Below are 19,667 nucleotides of genomic sequence, written 5' to 3'. Positions count from 1 at the left end.
AATTCAGATGATATTAAATGGATGATGATTGTAGGAGGTTACCTCTCCAAAGAGAAAAAACCTGTTCCTGCAGGAAAGTTTAATGCAGGACAAAAAGCATGGTTCTGGATTGCAATGCCAGGTGGTATTATTATGATTCTTACCGGAGGGTTGATGTATTTTCTAAATCTTAACCTCTCACCAATAGCAACCTCTTTTGGTCTAAACCAAATAGATTTGCTTCGTATCAGTGCGATGATTCATAATATCTTAGGTATGGTTGTAGCTACCTTCTTTATGGTACACGTTTATATGGCAGCTATTGCTATTAAAGGAGCAATTTACTCTATGATTAACGGATACAAAGAAGAAGAGGAAGTTGCAATACTTCACAGCTCTTGGTATAAGCAACTCAAGGACCAAGGTAAGATATAAAGGTTTTATAAATTTTAAAAATTAATGTAGCGTACTTTTTTAAGAATAGTACGCTACAATTTTTTTGACGATAAATATGCCCTTTCGGCATAGTATTTTGAGGAAAACATATGGAAGCCGTTTTTTCAACAACGATCACTAAGATCAAAGGGAAAGAGACGTTTGAGCGAGAAGATACACTTGTTCGTGAAATTAAACTAGAGCTTTATGTGAACGGTGAAAAGGTGGGAGCCGTTATGGCGACACCTGTGGATCAAGAAGCATTGGCGATTGGTTATTTGATGAGTGAAAACATCATTGAAAGTTTTAAAGATGTCTCTTCACTCAAGCTTCTTAATGATGGTATGCGCGTTGAAATTGAAGCCAAAGTCAATGAGGATAACATTAAAAAACTGAATGCCGAAGGCGTTGTTATCAGTGGGTGCGGAAGAAGTATGACGGCTAACATTGACCCAGAAGCCATTGAAGCTAAAGTCATTAAAAGTGATTTTACGCTTGATGCTTCACTGTTGTGCAAAGAGATGAGTCAGTTTTATACGGAGTGCCCTTTGTATGAGCAAACGGGGTGTGTTCATACCGCGAAACTTTTTACCGATGAGCATACGTTTTTTATTGGTGAAGATATTGCACAGCACAATACCATTGATAAAGTGGTTGGAAAAGCTCAAATGGCAGGTATTGATGTTAGCAATGCTTTTTTGATGGTAAGCGGAAGGCTCTCTTCTGAAATGGTAGCCAAAGCGGTTATGCATCAAATTCCTATCTTAGCATCACGCACCGCATCGACGTGTTTGGGGCTGATGATTGCCGAAAAATTTGGATTGACACTCATCGGTTTTGTCAGAGGTGATACGATGAATGTTTATCGACATCCAAGGAGAATTCATGTCTGAAATGGAAGAACTCATTAAAAAATACCTCAATGACAAAGGTAAACTCGATTGTAGTGACGCCTTTAAAATTTCTGCAAAGCTTAAATGTTCTTCGCTAGAAGTGGGTGCGTGTGCCAAAGCGATGGATATACGCATCGATGCTTGTGAGCTTGGTCAATTTGGCAAGCTTGAAGGCGGCATCTATGATGTCGAAGCCGAAAACCGCCTGAAACCACTGTTAGATGAAAAAAATCGTGTTACATGTAAAGCAGCGCGTGCTGCCGCTGCTGGCATTGGTTTGAAAAAAATCAGAGGCACGCTTAAAGAGAAAAACTATGACGTCACTTTTTGTGAGTTAGGCTGTTTTAAAGAAAAAGAGCGACCACGCTTGTATGTCAAAACCAAAACGTGGATTGAAAATGCCGAAGGGGAACTGCTTTTTGGAAAAGGCAAAACAGAAATTTTAGAGCTGATTGAAACAGAAGGCTCTATCTCTAAAGCGTCTGAAATTATCGGTATGAATTATAAAAAAGCATGGACGCATATCAAAATTTTGCAAAAGAACATTAATGATGTGATGGTACAAACCAAACAAGGTGGCGGCGAAGATGCAGGTACGACACTCACCCCAGTTGCCCGTGAATTTATGAAGAATTATCGTCAGCTACAAGCAGATATCGAAAATTATGCCAACGAGCGGTTCAAAGAACTTTTCTTAAAACCACGAAACGAGAAAGAGTTTAAATCCTAAAGCAAAGAGCCAATACATTTTCATTGTGGTAGGCTATTTTGGCGCTATGCAAGTTTTGTAGAATTTCTTCAGAGTGAAAATATCGGTTATGAACGTGATGTTAAAGGTTGATTTTTAGCATCACGCATTGATGGAATATGCTAAAAATACATAGTACATGGTCTTATGTTATGCCTTAAGTTTTAAGGTATTGCATAACATCTACTAAGGAGTAAATATGAAAAAAATGTTGTTGCTAAGCGGATTGGCACTCAGTATGTTGATGGCCAAAGAGCCTGTTGTTGTCTTTCATGCAGGAAGTTTGTCTGTACCATTTGCTGAGATAGAAAAAGTATTTGAAGAAAAATATCCTCAATACGATGTTCAACGTGAACCAAGTGGTAGTGTTGCCGCGGCCCGTAAAGTCACTGACCTAGGACGCAGTGCCGATGTTATGGGAAGTGCAGATTATAAAGTGATTGATACTATGCTTATCCCAAAATATGCAAAATTTAACGCTCAATTTGCCACCAATGAGATGGTTCTTGCTTATACTGACAAATCCAAATATGCTAAAGAGATTAACGATAAAAACTGGCCTGATATTTTCTTAAAAGAGGGTGTTGTGGTAGGTCACTCCAATCCAAATCTTGACCCATGCGGATACCGTTCAATGCTTGTAACGATGCTGGCTGAAAAATATTATGTCAAACCAGGATTTTACAATAAACTTTTTGGATACGGCGATCATTATGAAGTCGGTGAAGAAAACAACAAAAAAGTGGTTGTAAGACCCAAAGAGACAGACTTACTCGGTCTTTTAGAAGCAGGTCAATACGATTATCTTTACATCTATAAATCCGTAGCAGACCAACACCACCTCAAATATGTGACATTACCTGAAGCGGTTTCATTAAAAAGTGCACGTTATGATGACGTTTATAGCCAAGTCTCTTTCAATATTGACGGGAAAAAACCAGGTCAAGTGGTAGAACAAAAAGGTGCGCCTATGGTCTATGGATTAACCGTGTTTGAAAACGACAAAAACCCTGTAAATAAAGCGGGCGCAATTGCGTTTGTAAACTTTGTCTTATCTCCAGAGGGACAAGCGATTATGAAGAAAAATGGACAAGATGCGATGAATCCTCCAGTGATTACAGGAGATGCTTCTATTTTAGGAAAAAAATGAGTTTTCTCTCTTTGCAAGCCCTTGCATGTCATGTAGGGGCCTTTCATCTTCAAGATATTAGTTTTGATGTGGGCGAGGGTGAGTATTTTGTCATTTTAGGTCACAGTGGTGCAGGTAAAACCGTCATTTTGGAGTCTATTGCAGGATTGCACAATGTGGGTGGGAAGATTTTATATAACCATGAAGATATTACATGTAAAGTTCCAGAAGAACGTTCGGTGGGGTTTGTTTATCAAGACTTTGCGTTGTTTCCGAACTTAACAGTCCGTGAAAATATCCGTTTTGCGGGACGTTATAAGCACATTGAAGATGCTGAAGCTTTATTTGAAGATTTGATTGAATTTTTGGGATTGGAAAAACTTTTAGACAGACGTATCGATAATCTTTCTGGTGGAGAAAAGCAGCGCATTGCCATTGCACGTGCCATTTTTGCGCGCCCTAAAATTTTACTACTGGATGAACCACTCAGTGCCATTGACCCGACATTTCGTAATGCGATTATGAAGTTTCTCAAAGATATTCATAGACGCTACGGGCTTACAACATTACATGTAACGCACAATTTTCGTGAAGCCTCTTACTTAGCTGATCGCATTGCCATTGTGATGGATGGGAAAATTCAACAAGTGGGCTCAGCTAATGAAGTGCTCTCGCATCCAAGTTCTCTTAAAGTGGCTGAGTTTTTAGGATTTAAAAATATTTTTCCTGCTTCATTGATTGAAGATGATAGCACAAAACTTTTCTCCATTGACCCGAATGATATTTTGGTTTCAAAAGAAGAACCTGTGGCATGTGACTACCGCTTTGAGGGCGTGTTAGACGAATGTATGGGCATTGTCGATCATTTTAAACTTTTTATCACGGTGGGTGAAAATCAATTTTTTGTCAAAATGCTGAAACGTGAGCATGAAGGCTGTTCTATTAATCGCGGTGAAACCATTTACATTGGGTTTAATCGAAAGGATGTATGTTACCTATGAAACGATATTGGTTTACAACGTTTTTAGCGCTTTTGGGGCTTGTGATGCTTCTTTTCTTGACGACGCCTTTGTTTAAGATGCTCATTGGCAATGATATTGCCACTTTGCTTAAAACATTAGGGGAAGCAGATGTCTCAGCGTCGGTTATTCTCACGATGAAGGTTTCTTTGTTTTCAACACTGTTTGCTTTAGTCACAGGGCTTCCATTGGCGTATTTAATTGCACGTTATGAGTTTTTTGGTCGTTCTTTTTTGGAAACATTGGTTGATATTCCGATTATGATTCCACACACTGCCGCGGGTATTGCACTCTTAGTTGCGTTTGGCAGTGGTCGAATCGGTGATTTTTTCGGTTATTTTGGGATTAAATTCATTGGCTCTGAAGCGGGCATTATGATAGCGATGATGTTTCTCTCGGCTACATTTCTTATCAATGGCGCTAAAGAGGGATTCAAAAAAGTGGATGTAAAGCTGGAAAAAGTAGCTAGAACATTAGGGGCGAGTCCTCTAAAAGTCTTTTTTGCCATCTCTTTGCCCAATGCAAAAAAAGACATCGTCAATGGTTGTTTGATGATGTGGGGAAGGGGTCTTGGCGAATTTGGCGCGGTGGTCATTTTAGTCTATCATCCGATGACAGCACCTGTATTGATTTATGATCGTTTCACGAGCTTTGGATTGCAGTACTCTGCACCGGTTGCTGGGGTAATGATTATCCTCTCCATCTTTGTTTTCTTAACCGTAAGATTTATTAATAATAAACTTCGCTAAAAGAACCATCTTTAAAGATGGTTCTTTATTTTAGACATATTTCTTAGCCGTATGTCTAATGATAGTGAATGAAAGAAGCGCTAAAAGTGCCGCCACAAGATAGGGCAGTTTCATGCCAAAGCTCTCACCGATAAATCCTGAGGCAATGGGCGCGAGTGCGGCTCCTGTCCAACGTAAAAAATTGTATCCACCTGAGACGATATTGCGCTCAAAATGGCTTTGCATGACATACGTTGTAAAGAGCGAGTTACTGATACCTGAGAGCAGACCACTTAAGACAATCAAAAATGACATAAACGACAATGAATTGGCACTCATAAGTAAAATCAAAACCGTCATAAAGCATAAAAGAGTGGCAGGAATAATTTTTTTAGCATGCCAGTAGCGCTCTAATTTGGTACTCAAAAAAACCGAGCCAATCGCAAGTGCAAGTCCCCATCCAAAAAAGAGCAAGCCAATTTCAATAGGACTCATGTGAATGACAAGCGGCGAATAGGCTAAAACCACAAAAAATCCATAATAATACAACATTGCGGCAACAGCGATTTTAAGAAACTTAGCATCTTTGAAAAGGGCTTTTAATTCTTTTAGACCTGCTGGTTTATGGGATTTCTTCTCTTTAGGTTCTTGCACAAAGAAAATGACCAATACAAAGGCGAGAAAGGTTAAAGCGCCTGTCACTAAAAAAGGATAACGCCAAGAGTATTGCCCTACAAAACCACCCAAAAGAGGTCCTGAAGCAATGCCAAACCCGATGGAGCCCTCAAAGAGACCAATCGCTTTGTGTTGGTCACTTGAGAGCGCGATGAGAAGAATGAGGGCGGTTGCAAAAAAGTGCGCATTGCCATATCCCCAGCCTGCTCTAAAAAGTGCTAAAGAGGTAATATTTTGTGCCATAGAGCATAAAATAGCAGAGATAGAGACGATGCCAAGCCCTAATGCCATAATTTTTTTATCCCCAAATTTACTCGCAAGCATCCCTGCTGGAATCATGATCAGTGCCATCATAAAGATGTACGTGGTAAACAGAAGTTCGACTTGCCAGTTGGTCGCACCTAGATGTTGTGCAATATCAGGGAGGATGGGATCAACCACGCCCATACCCATAAAGGCAAGGAAGGTTGCAAAAACGGTAACTTTTTGTGCGATGTTATTGTGTGAATGACTCATAAAATGCCTTACGATAATTTTTCTAAAAGTAAGAAGAGAAGTTCTTTCTCTTCGGAAGTTAATTTTTGTGCTAACGTTTCTCGAAATGCTATGACTTTTGCTTCCGTGCTTTCTAAAATAGCTTTACCTTGTTCTGTGACTTCGATGACATTGACACGCTTATCGCCTTTGATCGATTTTTTGACGATAAAATCTTTTTTTTCTAACGAATCCAAGGTGCGACTAATGGTGGTGGCACTTTTGTTAAGCATCGTGGCTAACGTAGTTTGATTGGCTTGGTCGCATGAGGTTAAAATTTCTAGTAAAATTCTCTGCTCAGGCGCAATACCATCTTCACTGAGTATCGAGGTGATTGCTTGGTTGATTTTATTTGCTGTGCGTGCGATACGAAAACCGACACTTTCTTGAACGGATTGTTTCATTGGGAACTCCAATTTATTTGCATATGCAATTATTGCATATGCAATCTTTTGTCTGCATTAAAAATTTTTGCTGGAAAATTTCTGCAAAAGAACATTAAATGGATTGGTATGTGGTGTAAAAATTAAGAGATAATGTCAAAAAAGTAGATGGAGTTGCGCCCTTTATCTTTGGCATTATACATCGCTTGGTCAGCTTCTTTGAGAATGTTATGCGTGTCTTTGGTAACGTCATCGCCAAAAAGTGTACATCCTATACTTGCACCTAAAACATAATTTCCATGTGTTAAAGAATATGGCTCGCACAGCAAAGCAAGAATCTTTGTGGCAATGGCTTGCGTCAAATAAAAAGCAATGCCTCGTTGATTTCCCAAATTAGGCAGAATAACAATAAATTCGTCTCCGCCTAAACGAGCGGCAAAATCACTTTGGCGTATGCAATCTTTTAATCTTGCAGCCGCTTGAATGAGAAGCATATCTCCTGCGTCATGTCCAAAAGTGTCGTTTAACTCTTTGAAATGGTCCAAATCAATAAAAAGTAGTGCTCCAAAGTTTTTATCTTCATAGCTTTTTTTGAGTGTTCTGTTAAGCGTATCATCCAAAAGCCGTCTGTTGGCAAGATGTGTGAGTGGGTCATAATATGCCATTTCTTGAATCTCTTTTTGCGCAACTTTGTGCGTTGTAATATCGCTGAAATTGGCTAAATAGTGCGTAACGATGCCAGCATCATCACGAATGGCTGTAATCGTGATGTACTCTGCATACACTTCCCCATTTTTACGTTTATTCCACATTTCTCCTTGCCAAAATCCTTTGGTTCGTAATGCCCTCCACATATCATTGTAAAAGGCTTGATTGTGGTGACCTGAGCGTAAAATACGAGGAGTTTTGCCCAGAATATCGGATTCATTGTAGCCCGTGATTCGACTAAATGCTTCATTGACTTTTAAAACTTTTTCATCTGCGTCGGTGATTAAAATTGCCTCTTGTGTTTCAAACGCAACCGCTGTTAAATGCAACTGTTCGGCTTTCTTTTGTGCGTCTATATTGATATAAACACCCATGAGCATTAAAGGTTCATGCGTGGAGGTGTATTCGGTGACTTTTCCTCTGGCTTGTATCCATTGCCACTCTCCTTGTGCTGTTTGCATACGTCGTTCTATCAAAAAACTGTGATGCGCAAGGAGTTGTTCTTTAATCGCAAAGAACATAGCCGCCGATTCTTCAGGGTGCGTTAGTTCGTAAATTTTTTCCAGCGATGTTGGAAACGCATTAGGCGTATAACCTAACAGTAAAAAACACTGGGTATCCCATGTAATTTCGTTGGTGATGAGATTCCATGTCCACAGCCCTGTATTGGTTGCTTCCATGGCTAAACGAAACTGTTTTTCATATGCCAATTGTTGTTTTTGTCTCTCATTTTCCCTCGCATAGCGAATAATGAGTGTTAAGGCCAAGCTTCCTATGAGCGTGAGGAGTAAGATACTAATACCTAGCACCTTTTGTCGTTCTTGGTCCCAATACCCCAGCGCATTTTTTTCATCGGTTTTTACTTCCATAACGAAAGGGAAAAAACGTGCTACTTTATAAACGTTTAACGCCGAATGATTTTGTTTCATCATATGATTAAAAAAATCCTCACTATCCAGAGGATGTGTCGCTGAAAAGTGCGAGATTCCCAGTGGCGTCGCTTGGTTGGTTGAAAAGAGTAAAATTCCATCCAATCGCCATAAAGAGACAAATCCTTGATCTTGTGGCAAAAGGGTTATGTAACGATTGGCAAGATAATCCATATTGAGATTGGCAATAATATAATACGGTTTCTTATTGAAAAATACTTTCTTTAAAATAGGAAGAAAAAAAAGCTCTTTAGCAAGAACAGGAGAAGAGGGTGTACTCATACGTGCATTATCGAAATCTCTACCGCTCCAAGGAACTCCTATCCTCAGTAAAGGATTTGATCCAAACGGAATGGGTAAAAAATTTTCCAGAGATATCTTTTTACCTAAGTTTTGTGCGTGTGAACTTGCTGTAATGTCGCCATTGGTATCCAGAAGGGATAATGAGCGGAGATAAGGAGCATTTTGTAAAAGTTCCGTCAAAATGGGTGTGATAGCTTGCGTACTGGAAATATTTTCACTCAACAAGGCTATGCGGTCAATTGTAATATCAAGGTGTTGAAGCAGTTGTGAAAAATGCTCTTCAAGGGTAGTCGCATGCAGTATTGCAACATGACGATGCGTTTGGATAGCCTCTTGGCGCAAGTTTGACAAAGTTATAATGATTAAACCTATCATGAGTGCAACCGTAAAAAAACCAATGAGGATATACCGAAAAATCTTTTGATGCGGTAGCAAGGCGTTCATCATTCATCCGTAACGATAATAGGCTCTAAATGGTGACGCGAAGCGGCTTGTAAAAGTCTGCCATCTTTTTTAATGGCTTTGATAAATGCTTCGACACGCTCATATAACGCTGGTTCATCTTTGTTCAATGCCCAACCGTATTGTGTCATATGAAAGGGTTTTGTCGGGCGAATCAGCTTTGCCCATTCGCGCTGTTCAATCATTCGCATACCAAACGGATAGTCTGTCATAAAAACATCCGCACGTCCTGATTCAACTTCTTGTTCTCTTGCGTGCATGGAATCGACAATCAATAATGTTGCTTTTTTAAGCTCTTTTTGCATTACTGCCACATGGTAGGTTCCTTTGGCAACAGCGACCACCACGCCTTCTTGGTCAATATCGTCCCACGTGTGAATGCGTCGATTACTTTTCGTGGTAATCGCGTAAATATCACTGGCAAGATGCGGTGTTGTGAGTTTGAGTTTGGCTTCACGTTCAGGCGTATGCCCTATGGCAAACATAGCAATGTCACAACGCTTTTTGGTCACATCATCAACAAGCGTTGCAAATGAGCTTGCAATAAATTCAATATTGACACCTAAGGTCTGGGCAAACTCATGCGCCAAATCAACATCAATGCCAATCAGTTTTTGGGTACGAGGATCCACATACGAGATGCCATAATATTCTGGCCAAATGCATACACGTATTTTATGACTTTGTTCAATCGAAGTGAGTGCATCTGCGCTGAGCGGAGAAAAAAGTGTACAAATAATCAAAAAGATCCAAAGAAAATACTTCATGCCCGTGACCTTTTTATGGCAAAAAATAAGATACTTTACAGTATAACACAAAATCATTACCTATATTTAGTATTTACAAAAATCGTGCTACAATGAGGTCACTTATTGACACAAGGAGCAAACATGTTTGTAAAATTAAATGATAGAGTGTACCTCAATGCAGATCGTATTACGCGTATTAAAATCGACGAAGTACAAGATGGCATTCGTGTACGTTTTTATGAAGGGCAAGTGCAAGTGGCAAAAAGCCAAAAATTTCCTTCTGTCGAAGCAGCAAGTGCTTGGATAGAGAATATGATGAATAAAAAATAAAAGAGACATCTGTCTCTTTCCCTCTTTTCGATAGGTCTACGGTGTAGACAAACTTAATTTTAACTATGGAGAAAAAAATCATGAAAATCGATTGCAGTGGCTTGGCATGTCCAGAGCCAGTTTTACGTACTAAAAAAGCATTAGAAGAACTTCCGAATGATTCTGTCTTGGAAGTGATGGTCAGCTCGGTTGCCTCTAAAGAAAACGTTCTTCGTTTTGCACAAAACGGTGGATTTGATGCACGCGCAGAAGATGTGGGCGAGGGTAAAAGCCTTGTGACGATTGTCAAAGGGTTTGCATGTAATGTTGTTGCAAAAAGCACAGAGGACGCATTTTTAGATAAAACACTCTTTTTAAAAAGCGATAAAGTGGGTGACGGTGAGTTGGGTGCTAAATTAATCGTCGGTTTTTTAAAATCGACCTTAGAGCTTCCTAAGCTTCCAAAACGTGTTGTGTGTGTTAATCAGGCGGTTCTTTTAACCACAGCAGATGAAAGTGCTCCTATTATGGAAGTGCTTAAAGCCCTTGAAGCAAAAGGCGTTGAAATTTATTCCTGTGGCGTGTGTTTAGAATTCTATGGCGTCACCGATAAACTAAAAGTTGGTAAAATCGGCAATGCCTATGGCACGATTGAAATGTTGTTTGGTGGAGAAGGAACCATTTCACTTTAGTGGTATTGCATTCAATGCTATGAATAGAGTTTAAAAGCAAAGTTCACCGTATTTCTTGTTCATTGTATGTTCAAGAAGTTTGAAATTAAGGTATTAAATGAACAACGAAGCAAAATTGACGAAATTTGTCAAAGCTGCAGGTTGTGCTGCCAAGCTGGGTCCGGGCGACCTCACAGAAGCGATAGGTGGCTTAAACTGCACGCATGAAAATGTTCTTGTCGGTATGGATGAAAGCGATGATGCGAGTGTCTATAAACTGGACGATGAACGTGCACTCGTACAAACGGTTGATATCATCACGCCGGTTGTGGATGACCCTTATGTGTATGGACAAATTGCCGCTGCAAACTCACTCAGTGATGTTTTTGCAATGGGTGGAGAGGTTGCCACCGCTTTAAATATTGTTGGATTTGATGGATGCCATCAGCCTCGTTCTGTTTTAAAAGAGATTTTAGCCGGTGGCGAAAGTAAAGTGAGAGAATGCGGTGGCGTCATTATTGGTGGGCACACCATAGAAGCACCCGAAATGACGTATGGGTTAAGCGTCACGGGTTTTGTGCATCCTCAAAAAATTTATCGCAATAATACGCCAAGAGTAGGCGATGTACTCATCATCACAAAACCGCTTGGTATGGGCATCTTAACCACAGCAATTAAAGCAGATATGCTCGAGAGTCATGTGGTTGAGAAGGTGGCGTCTTTACTGGCGACTTTAAACCATAAAGCGTCACGTATTATGCAACAATATGATGTGAGTGCGTGTACGGATGTCACTGGATTTGGTCTTTTTGGACACGCGTACGAAATGAGTTTTAATCGTGTCAGCATCGCGTTTGATATGAGCGCGATACCGATTGTAGAAGAAGCCAGAGCAATGGCAGATATGGGTATTATCCCTGCGGGTGCTTATACAAATAAAGCCTACCTGAGTGATAAAGTCGATGCCAAAGTGTCGCATCGCGATGAAATTATGCTGTACGACGCACAGACATCAGGTGGTCTTTTAATCGCTGTTTCAAAAAGTGATGCGCCAAAACTTTTACGCCATCTTCACAATGAAGGATTGGCTTATAGTGCAATCATCGCTGAAATACAGCCACTAGGAGTGAAACCGTTAGTTTACATGTAAGGAAAAATCCTTACATGTAAAAGTTTAGCGTCCCCCGCGTCCGCCACCTCTACCGCCGTTTCCCATGCCACCACCTAGGCCATTCCCCATTCCTCCAGCATTGGAGCCCATGCTTCCTGTTGCTGGATTTGATGTGCGTGATTGCGTGAGTGTTTGGCGTTCTTCTTGACTCATTGTTCGCATTTTCTCCTGCATGGCAGCTTGAAATGCGGCACGATCTTCAACAGGCACAGAACCTCGCATTGCAGCAAGTTGTGTCGCACTCATAGCCGAATAATCCGTTGCCATTAAACTGCATCCTAACACACACAGTGTCATCAACACTTTTTTCATAAAAGCCCCCTTTAAATGAACTATAAGAGCAGTATAAAGCATAAGTGTTAGTTATGTGTTAATTCATATATAATGATTTTACTAAAAAAGAGTGTTGGGTTAAAACGAGAGAAGAGATAGCATGACGCTATCTCTTAAGAGCTTACGCCTTGAGATCAAGGTTCTGCCCAATGCCTTCTGATGCAAGTCCAGATACCTGTGTTGATGAAGTTTCTGTTGGCTTAGGAAGAGATTCCATCAGTTGTGCAACCATCTTTTCTTGAACCTTCGTCGCTTGCTTCAATACAGGAATACCAGTACTTACAGAGCCGCTTGTGCCTAGTGCGTCCATGAACTACTCCTTCTATAGAGCTAATCCTATATCGACATATTTCAAGGAACTCTGTAGTACAATAAAAACGATTGGAATTGGAAATGCTTATAAACCGTGAAGAAATTGTTATAGTCCATATTGATTCTTTGAAGGACGATACATGGAACCAAGATATTATCTTTTATGCCCTCTTTGCAGTTACGAAACAGAACATATTACGCTTTCAAGAAGCTATCGACATACACGTTTGAGAAAAAAGTGGATGGTCTGTTTGGATTGCAGACATCTTCAAGAAAAGTCGCATCCCAAGAAGATTCTTTTTCATGCTTTTTACCTGCTATGGTTACATGTAAAACATTTATTTACACACAGGCGTAAGCATAAAACAACAGTGATACCCAAATTATTACAAAAACCTATGTGTCATCACTGCCATAGTCATCATCTCTTAGATTGGGATGGGCATTGCCCAAAATGCGGAAGTGCTTTTTTAAAAAAAGTCGTATAATTGTTGGCGAGAGGGTGTAGGAATCGAACCTACCGGCAAACGGTCAACCGCCCACCCAATCGGCTTTGAAGGCCGTGGTGCACACCAGAGTCACATACCCCCCAGAAAGGAAATTATTGTAACCAAGTAATGCTTTATAGAGAATAAAGTTTGCTTTATTTATAATGGAAAATCACACAATAAAAGGAGATTTGTATGCTTTTGCGTTTCATTGCATTTATGTGTATGCCTCTTTTTATATGGGCGCAAAGTGAAAATATATGGGTCAAAGTAGGGCAGATTTACGGTATTGAACCAAGACTTCTTTACTCTATCGCTAAAGTTGAAAGCGATTTAGACCGCTATGTGGTTGCTTTTAGTGCCAATAAAATGTCACCCAAGCAAGCACAAGAACTGCAACTTTTTTTGAAGCAAAAAGGCATTGAAAGCAAGCAATATTCTCAAGTGATTTCTATTAAGAGTAAAAATAAGTACGAAGCAAGTCATGTCGTACATTTTCTCTACACGCGCAACTATCCACGGTTTGATATGGGCATTATGCAAATCAACTCAATTCATAAGCCACTGTTAGATCGCGCCAATATCTCATTTTATGATTTGTTTGACCCTAAGATTAATATTCAAGTGGGTGCTTATATCTTGGCGACCTGTTTTCAACGCCATAAAAATAATAAAGACGCTATCAATGCCTATAATGGCAAGATAGATGACAACCCTTATTCGGCGAAGGTCTTCTCCGAGTTTAAAAAGCTTTACAGCACTTACCAAAAAGATAAAACCAAACTCTACTACCGCAATCCTTCTTAAATGACTCAAATAAAAATCAACTTTTTGTACTAATTTATAAATAATGAAAAAATGGATGGATAGCTTTTAATTTTCTCGCTATTTTAGATAATGAGAAAGGTAATTTTAAAAGTTGAAATTAGCATTACTATGCTCTGATAATCTTTTTATAAAATGATTATCAGAGCAGTAGGCTCTTTAATGAAAAAAGCTTAACTTGAATTAAAATAGGGCAACTTCATAAAGGCAAATTTTACAATAATTTATAATAATAAATTATTATTTATATTATAAAATAAAATAAAAATAAATTTTTTGCTATAATATTACTGTTTTCATTTAAGAGTTTAAGTAAAAAGCTATGACAAAATACTTATTAAAGAATAGCAAAATAATTTTTTTCTTTAGTGTTGGTTTCTTCGTTTTGATTATTGCAAATTATTGGGTAAATTTATATGTACTTAAAGGTAGTATCTATGATTTGCAAGTTCAATCTATGCGAGATATATCAAATCACATTAATAAATGGCTAGAAACCAAAATAGATGCTATTCATATAACGCAGGCGTTCATCGTAGAATTAAGCCCAGATAATGATAAAAAGCGAATTTGTGAGATTTTGCAGAATTGTTCTCGAATGGCAGGTTTTGCTAGTATGTTTATTGGCTATAACAATACTATGACTATTTCAAGCAAAAATGGCTATATTCTCCAATCCTATCATAATATTTCAAATTTTTGGTATCAAACAACTATTTTGAATAATAAAGTAACTATTACAGAACCTTACAAAGATGATGAGCTACAAGATATGGTTGTCTCTATTTGTATGCCTTTTAATAAAAAAAATAATTTACAAGGCGTCTTATGTGGCACTCTTCCTATAGAATATATTAAATCAGAAATTTTAGATATTTCGTTACCGTATGATGGCAACGCTTTTATTGTAGATCAGAATCAACATATATTAGCCCATAAAGATGATAAGAAGCTTTTTAATACGTTTACATATAATTTAAATCAACATTCATGTACGCTTACAACCGATAATTGTGATTATGAAAAATATATTTTTTCTTATGCGTATATAGAGTTTCCTAAATGGTATATTATTGCACAGCTTGATAAAAAAAAGCTTTATGAAAAAGTTGATTTACAATTGGAAATCAATATTCTCATTTACGGTATTAGTTTAACATTATTTTTGATTTTGAATCTTTTTTATAATTACCGTGGGTATAAAAATGCGGAAAAACTTATCAGAGCTCAAACACTTATTCATAGCTTTATTGATCATAATGAAAAAGGTTTTTTAATTGCAGATAATGATCAAAATGTCACATACTACAATCAACAGTTTTTTAATTTATTACATGTAACAAAAATCAAACCAGAAAAATCTTTTCCTTCGGTCAAAAATCTTTTAGTTAATTACTTCCCACGAAAAACTCAACACGATATAGCGAACAAAATTCAGACAATACTTAAAAAGCAGATAACATGTGAAACTAAGTTTAATATTTGTTATGAAAATACAACTATTGCTTTTCTATGCACCTTATCACCTGTGATAAATACTCAATGTATATGTCAAGGAATTATTATAATCTTAGAGGATATAACTCAAAAAGAAAAAGCAAAACTAGAGAAGAAAGAACAAGAAGATATTCTCTTTCAACAATCTAAAATGGCAGACTTAGGAGAGATGATTGGTGCGATATCGCATCAATGGCGACAGCCTTTGAATGCTATTTCCATTATGATGGGGAATTTATTGCAATTTAAAGAAATGGGATGTCTCGATGATGCAATTTTTGAAGAAAACATTAATCGTACTCTCTGTAATGTTCATTATTTATCTAATACATTAGATACATTCAGAAATTTTTATAAACCTTCTCAAAATTTACAACTATTCAACATAGAAGAAACTGTGAAGGAGACGCTTTTAATTATTGATCCTTATTTTAAAAGCTCAGAGATTACTATTAAAATTAGTAAAGAGATACAAAATGATCTTTGTCATAATTATAAAAATGAATTTCAACAAATTATTGCTAGTTTGATGTTAAATGCAAAAGATGCATTGCTTGAAACAAACAAAAATCAGAATAAACAAATTAATATACGTATTGAAGAAACAGATACAGCGTATCATCTTAAAATAGGAGATAATGGCCCAGGTATAAAAACTACTTTTCGCCCTATGCTTTTTAAGCCTTTTAAAACAACCAAAGGAGTAAAAGGGACTGGAAATGGTCTCTATATTTCTCAATTGATTGCGCGAAGAAAATTACAAGGTGAACTCTCTCTCTTATCTTATGAAAATCCAACTATATTTCTGCTATCGATACTAAAAAATAAGGAAGAATGATAATGCTTGATATTAAGGTATTAAAAAAACTTTCTACAATTCATGTTCTTATTGTAGAAGATGATGAAATGACTGCACATGCTTTACGTCAATCTTTGGTGATGTATTGCCGGCGTGTTGAAGTTGCGGGGAATGGTATGCTTGGATTTGAGATATTTGAACGTAGTAAACCTGATGTTGTTATTGCAGACATTCAACTTCCTGAAATCAATGGACTTGAAATGGTTGCGGCAATGCATAAAATCTCACCTCATTTACCTGTTATAATCATTACATCGTATGATAATTCTGAAAATATTTCTGAAAGCATTAATCAAAGAGCTTATAGTTACTTACGCAAACCGATTCGGATTGAAGATCTTCAAACAGTACTACTAATGGCTACAAAAGATATTTGTAATACCAATATACTCTTAGGACGTGGTTTTAGTTATGACTGTAAAAGAAAATTTCTTTTTAATCGAAATCAAGAAAGAATCGTTTTAACAAAGCAAGAAAGAGACCTTTTGCATTTATTAATCTCAAATATAAATACCATCGTAGAATATTCAATAATTGAGAGTTACGTTTGGCAAGAAAAAAGTATGAGTATTGAGGCTTTGCGTATGTGTGTTCAAAAAATCAGAAAAAAAATATATTATGCTTTGATAGAAAACATTTCTGGCTATGGCTATCGACTCAATACGCCGTCATGATCATAACTCAATACTGCTCCCAATCTCACATAAATATTTTATAAATAATAATAATTATATTTTTTATGTTCGAAAAAATTACTTTTTTATTATTTTATTATGTTTAAATTCTTATGTAATAAAATATTAAGGAGGTCTATTATGGCTGATATTTCAAGACGTAAGTTTTTTAAAGTTAGTGCTATGGGTGCTGGTATTTTAGCTCTTGGAAATGGTGTTGCAAATGCGGCATCTGTGTCTCCAAATAATGTTAAATATGATGATGAGTATGATGTTGTCATTATTGGTTCTGGTTTTGCGGCTCTTGCTGCGGCAATTACTTCAGTTGAAAAAGGCAATAAAGTTGTTGTTGTTGAAAAGATGGGGCGTTTGGGAGGTAACTCAATTATTAATGGTGGTCTTTTAGCTGTTGTCAATAGTCCTAAACAAAAAACAGAAGGTGTTAAGGATTCTGTTGAATTGTATACTAAAGATACTATGAAAGCAGGGCTTAACCTCAATCACCCTGAAAACCTTAAAGTCATTGCAGAACGTGGAAATGATGCTCTCAAATTAGTCGAAAAATGCGGTGCTAAATTTTACGAAAAACTTTCACATTTAGGAGGACATTCTGTCCCTAGAACTTATTTAACGGCGAATGGCAGTGGTTCTGGTATTGTACAACCAATGCTTGCTTATCTGGAAAAATTACCAGGTGCTGTTATTAAAAGTAGAACAAAATTTGATGATTTTATTCTTGATGATAGTGGCCGTGTTGTCGGAGTTATTGTCAGAGAAAATTATAAGTTTGATATGAAAGCGTTAGATGATAATGCAGAAAATAAAACGGGTGATCGAAAATACTATAAAGCGAAAAAAGCCGTTGTTTTAGCCAGTGGTGGGTTTTCACGTGATGTCTTTTTCCGAAACATGCAAGACCCTGGTATTCCTGTCGAAACAGATTCTACAAATCAGCCAGGAGCAACAGCAGAAGTACTCCTTAAAGCATTTGATATCGGTGCTGTACCAGTTCAAGTATCTTGGATTCAATTTGGCCCTTGGGCATGTCCTGATGAAAAGGGATTTGGTTCAGCTTCAAATTTTAATATCAACGCTACCTTTAGATACGGAATTTCTGTCAATCCGAAGACAGGTAAGCGATTTATGAATGAACTTGCAGACCGCCGTACACGTGCTCAAGCAATGTTTAAAGTGATCAACGGCGATGAAAAAAACTATCCTATTAATATTTGTGATCAAGTGGCTGTTGATAAAATTATCCCTGATATTGCAGAAAAAGCTATTCAATCAGGTGTTGTTAAAAAATACAATACAATTGATGAGATAGCCGCTACTTATAAAATATCTCCAGTGGAGCTTAAAAAGACGATAGAAGCTTATAATAGTTATGTCACTGCAAAAAAAGACCCTGAATTTGGAAAACCTGTTAATGAAGTGGAAGGTGTTCAAATTATCAAAGCACCTTTTTACGCTACGAAAGGTGTGCCAAAACTTCATCATACCATGGGTGGATTAAAAATTAATACGAAAGCTCAAGTCATATCAACAAAAACAAAAAAACCAATCCCAGGCCTCTATGCTGCAGGTGAAATCACAGGTGGAACCCATGGTGCTAGTCGGCTAGGAAGCTGTTCTATTCCTGATTGTCTTGTCTTTGGTATGGTAGCTGGAGAAAATATTTAAGTGATGAAACAGGCACATCATTTAATGAGTGTCTTTTGTTTTCCTTTATTCTTGTCAAGTATATGTATGACAATAATATTTGCAGGAGAAGATAATGCTTCTCTTGCAAATGCAAACGAAAGTGAAATCAAAGTGACACAAGAACAAAAAGAGAAGTATCCTTTAAAGCCAATTCATGCAAGCCTCTCTTTAAAGTGTGTCTTTTGTCATGAAGGACAAGGCAATAACGTAGAAGAGTTTAAAGTTGTTAGAGAAACTACATGTCTTGAATGTCATGGAACAAAACAGAAGCTTGCTGAACGATTAGGGATGATCGGTACTATTAATGCAAATCCACACAATTCAATTCATGATGGAACAAGATTAGCATGTGATGAATGTCATAATGAACATAAGCCTTCAACAAATATGTGTGCTGAATGCCATGAAAAAGAGATTCAAACCAATATGTGGATGAGGCAAACACCATGAAACGAAAACTATTTATCTTAATGTTTATAGGTATAGGTATTTTAATAGGTGTGATTCTTTGCTATGGTACTTATTATGGTATGCATAAAACGAGTGATGAAAAATTTTGTGTATTATGCCATGAAATGGATACTATGGTTATAGCCTATACAGAGGATGTTCATGGTGGCAAGGGCAAGGTAGGTGCAAGTGCGAAATGCGTTGATTGTCATCTTCCTCATGATAATCTCATAGGGTATATTTTTACAAAAGCACGTAATGGTATTGTTGAAGGAAGTATTCATCTTTTCGGAAATCCAGAAGATATTAATTGGTTGGAAAAAAGACATTATAGAGCAAGTTTTGTTTTTGATAAAGGTTGTTTAGAATGTCATGGTAATATTCTAAATAATATATCTTCCACCGCACAAGCACAAAAAATGCATAAGCATTATCAAAGTTTACAAGGAACAGAGAAAGAAATTAAATGTGTTTCATGTCATATTGATGCTGGTCATAAAGGGCTAAGAAATATATTAAACTATTATATGCCTGAGCACGATTCATATAAGGCACAGATGGCTCAGAAGAAGAAAGAAGTACAAGAAAAATATCAAAAAATTGGTATTAAACAATAAGACTCAGCAGAATAATTTCACTATTGCTCTGCTGAGTTGATTTTTAGACATCATTAAGTATGCTCAAAATTTATGCCACGATC

At 37.4% G+C, this 19,667-nt stretch carries 22 protein-coding genes and 1 tRNA gene; 16 read left to right on the top strand and 7 right to left on the bottom strand.

The features are described 5' to 3' along the window. The 6 genes from AC5SLP_RS10770 to AC5SLP_RS10745 form a co-directional block, all read left to right on the top strand. On the top strand, positions 1–414 hold a 414-nt coding region (locus AC5SLP_RS10770; protein ID WP_495255150.1), incomplete at its 5' end, for a formate dehydrogenase subunit gamma. 110 nt (positions 415–524) lie between these two features. Further along, on the top strand, positions 525–1,307 hold the full coding sequence (gene fdhD / locus AC5SLP_RS10765) for a formate dehydrogenase accessory sulfurtransferase FdhD (protein ID WP_495255149.1): 783 nt from the start codon (positions 525–527) through the stop codon (positions 1,305–1,307). Then, entirely contained in the window at positions 1,300–2,037 is a 738-nt protein-coding gene (locus tag AC5SLP_RS10760) for a winged helix-turn-helix domain-containing protein (protein WP_495255148.1), read from the top strand. Before fdhD ends, AC5SLP_RS10760 begins: the two co-directional genes overlap by 8 nt. A 217-nt stretch (positions 2,038–2,254) precedes the next feature. Next, positions 2,255–3,205, top strand: coding sequence for a tungstate ABC transporter substrate-binding protein WtpA (gene wtpA / locus AC5SLP_RS10755; protein WP_495255147.1), 951 nt, complete (start codon positions 2,255–2,257; stop codon positions 3,203–3,205). After that, complete coding sequence (locus AC5SLP_RS10750; RefSeq protein WP_495255146.1) at positions 3,202–4,185, top strand: ABC transporter ATP-binding protein; 984 nt, start codon at positions 3,202–3,204, stop codon at positions 4,183–4,185. Before wtpA ends, AC5SLP_RS10750 begins: the two co-directional genes overlap by 4 nt. Next, complete coding sequence (locus tag AC5SLP_RS10745; protein ID WP_495255145.1) at positions 4,182–4,952, top strand: ABC transporter permease; 771 nt, start codon at positions 4,182–4,184, stop codon at positions 4,950–4,952. The genes AC5SLP_RS10750 and AC5SLP_RS10745 overlap by 4 nt, the downstream gene beginning before the upstream one ends. A 30-nt stretch (positions 4,953–4,982) precedes the next feature. Here the strand turns inward: AC5SLP_RS10745 and AC5SLP_RS10740 are convergent, their stop codons facing one another. From AC5SLP_RS10740 to AC5SLP_RS10725, 4 genes are all read right to left on the bottom strand, one after another. Continuing rightward, positions 4,983–6,122, bottom strand: a complete 1,140-nt coding sequence (locus tag AC5SLP_RS10740; protein ID WP_495255144.1) for an MFS transporter — start codon at positions 6,120–6,122, stop codon at positions 4,983–4,985. 8 nt (positions 6,123–6,130) lie between these two features. After that, positions 6,131–6,544: a MarR family winged helix-turn-helix transcriptional regulator gene (locus AC5SLP_RS10735; RefSeq protein WP_495255143.1), complete on the bottom strand. Its 414-nt coding sequence runs from the start codon at positions 6,542–6,544 to the stop codon at positions 6,131–6,133. Positions 6,545–6,666: 122 nt separating this feature from the next. Beyond that, positions 6,667–8,907: a diguanylate cyclase domain-containing protein gene (locus tag AC5SLP_RS10730; RefSeq protein ID WP_495255142.1), complete on the bottom strand. Its 2,241-nt coding sequence runs from the start codon at positions 8,905–8,907 to the stop codon at positions 6,667–6,669. Next, on the bottom strand, positions 8,907–9,692 hold the full coding sequence (locus tag AC5SLP_RS10725; protein WP_495255141.1) for a substrate-binding periplasmic protein: 786 nt from the start codon (positions 9,690–9,692) through the stop codon (positions 8,907–8,909). The genes AC5SLP_RS10730 and AC5SLP_RS10725 overlap by 1 nt, the downstream gene beginning before the upstream one ends. A 123-nt stretch (positions 9,693–9,815) precedes the next feature. On the opposite strand from AC5SLP_RS10725, the gene AC5SLP_RS10720 reads away from it, so the two are divergent. The 3 genes from AC5SLP_RS10720 (at position 9,816) to selD (ending at position 11,804) form a co-directional block, all read left to right on the top strand. Next, positions 9,816–10,004, top strand: coding sequence for a sodium-dependent tyrosine transporter (locus tag AC5SLP_RS10720; protein WP_495255140.1), 189 nt, complete (start codon positions 9,816–9,818; stop codon positions 10,002–10,004). Positions 10,005–10,084: 80 nt separating this feature from the next. Continuing rightward, positions 10,085–10,675, top strand: coding sequence for a sulfurtransferase-like selenium metabolism protein YedF (yedF, locus tag AC5SLP_RS10715; RefSeq protein WP_495255139.1), 591 nt, complete (start codon positions 10,085–10,087; stop codon positions 10,673–10,675). A 97-nt stretch (positions 10,676–10,772) separates the two neighbouring features. Next, positions 10,773–11,804 (top strand): selenide, water dikinase SelD, encoded by a 1,032-nt coding sequence (gene selD, locus AC5SLP_RS10710; protein ID WP_495255138.1) that lies wholly within the window; start codon positions 10,773–10,775, stop codon positions 11,802–11,804. A 24-nt stretch (positions 11,805–11,828) separates the two neighbouring features. Here the strand turns inward: selD and AC5SLP_RS10705 are convergent, their stop codons facing one another. Both AC5SLP_RS10705 and AC5SLP_RS10700 read right to left on the bottom strand, forming a co-directional pair. Then, positions 11,829–12,137, bottom strand: coding sequence for a DUF1104 domain-containing protein (locus AC5SLP_RS10705; RefSeq protein WP_495255137.1), 309 nt, complete (start codon positions 12,135–12,137; stop codon positions 11,829–11,831). A 142-nt stretch (positions 12,138–12,279) separates the two neighbouring features. After that, the gene (locus AC5SLP_RS10700) at positions 12,280–12,468 is read right to left on the bottom strand and encodes a hypothetical protein (RefSeq protein WP_495255136.1); all 189 of its coding nucleotides are present in this window, start codon (positions 12,466–12,468) and stop codon (positions 12,280–12,282) included. Between the two features lie 142 nt (positions 12,469–12,610). Between AC5SLP_RS10700 and AC5SLP_RS10695 the strand changes: the two genes are divergently transcribed. Next, complete coding sequence (locus tag AC5SLP_RS10695) at positions 12,611–12,958, top strand: hypothetical protein (protein ID WP_495255135.1); 348 nt, start codon at positions 12,611–12,613, stop codon at positions 12,956–12,958. Positions 12,959–12,962: 4 nt separating this feature from the next. Here the strand turns inward: AC5SLP_RS10695 and AC5SLP_RS10690 are convergent. After that, positions 12,963–13,061, bottom strand: a tRNA-Sec gene (locus AC5SLP_RS10690). Between the two features lie 92 nt (positions 13,062–13,153). Between AC5SLP_RS10690 and AC5SLP_RS10685 the strand changes: the two genes are divergently transcribed. The 6 genes from AC5SLP_RS10685 to AC5SLP_RS10660 all read left to right on the top strand — a co-directional run bounded on the left by AC5SLP_RS10685 (position 13,154) and on the right by AC5SLP_RS10660 (position 19,584). Beyond that, on the top strand, positions 13,154–13,765 hold the full coding sequence (locus AC5SLP_RS10685) for a lytic transglycosylase domain-containing protein (protein ID WP_495255134.1): 612 nt from the start codon (positions 13,154–13,156) through the stop codon (positions 13,763–13,765). A gap of 340 nt (positions 13,766–14,105) precedes the next feature. Further along, complete coding sequence (locus AC5SLP_RS10680; protein WP_495255133.1) at positions 14,106–16,118, top strand: sensor histidine kinase; 2,013 nt, start codon at positions 14,106–14,108, stop codon at positions 16,116–16,118. 2 nt (positions 16,119–16,120) lie between these two features. Further along, positions 16,121–16,813 carry a response regulator transcription factor gene (locus AC5SLP_RS10675; RefSeq protein WP_495255132.1) on the top strand — a complete coding sequence of 231 codons (693 nt, stop codon included), beginning with the start codon at positions 16,121–16,123 and terminating at the stop codon, positions 16,811–16,813. A gap of 141 nt (positions 16,814–16,954) precedes the next feature. After that, positions 16,955–18,496: a flavocytochrome c gene (locus tag AC5SLP_RS10670; protein ID WP_495255131.1), complete on the top strand. Its 1,542-nt coding sequence runs from the start codon at positions 16,955–16,957 to the stop codon at positions 18,494–18,496. A 66-nt stretch (positions 18,497–18,562) separates the two neighbouring features. Further along, complete coding sequence (locus tag AC5SLP_RS10665) at positions 18,563–18,967, top strand: cytochrome c3 family protein (protein ID WP_495255130.1); 405 nt, start codon at positions 18,563–18,565, stop codon at positions 18,965–18,967. Beyond that, on the top strand, positions 18,964–19,584 hold the full coding sequence (locus tag AC5SLP_RS10660; protein ID WP_495255129.1) for a cytochrome c3 family protein: 621 nt from the start codon (positions 18,964–18,966) through the stop codon (positions 19,582–19,584). Before AC5SLP_RS10665 ends, AC5SLP_RS10660 begins: the two co-directional genes overlap by 4 nt. The last annotated feature ends 83 nt before the right edge of the window (positions 19,585–19,667 follow it).

Source organism: Sulfurospirillum sp. E15m, from assembly GCF_059415145.1.
The sequence above is the reverse complement of the archived record's forward strand: the minus strand, read 5'-3'. Positions and strand labels throughout refer to the sequence as shown.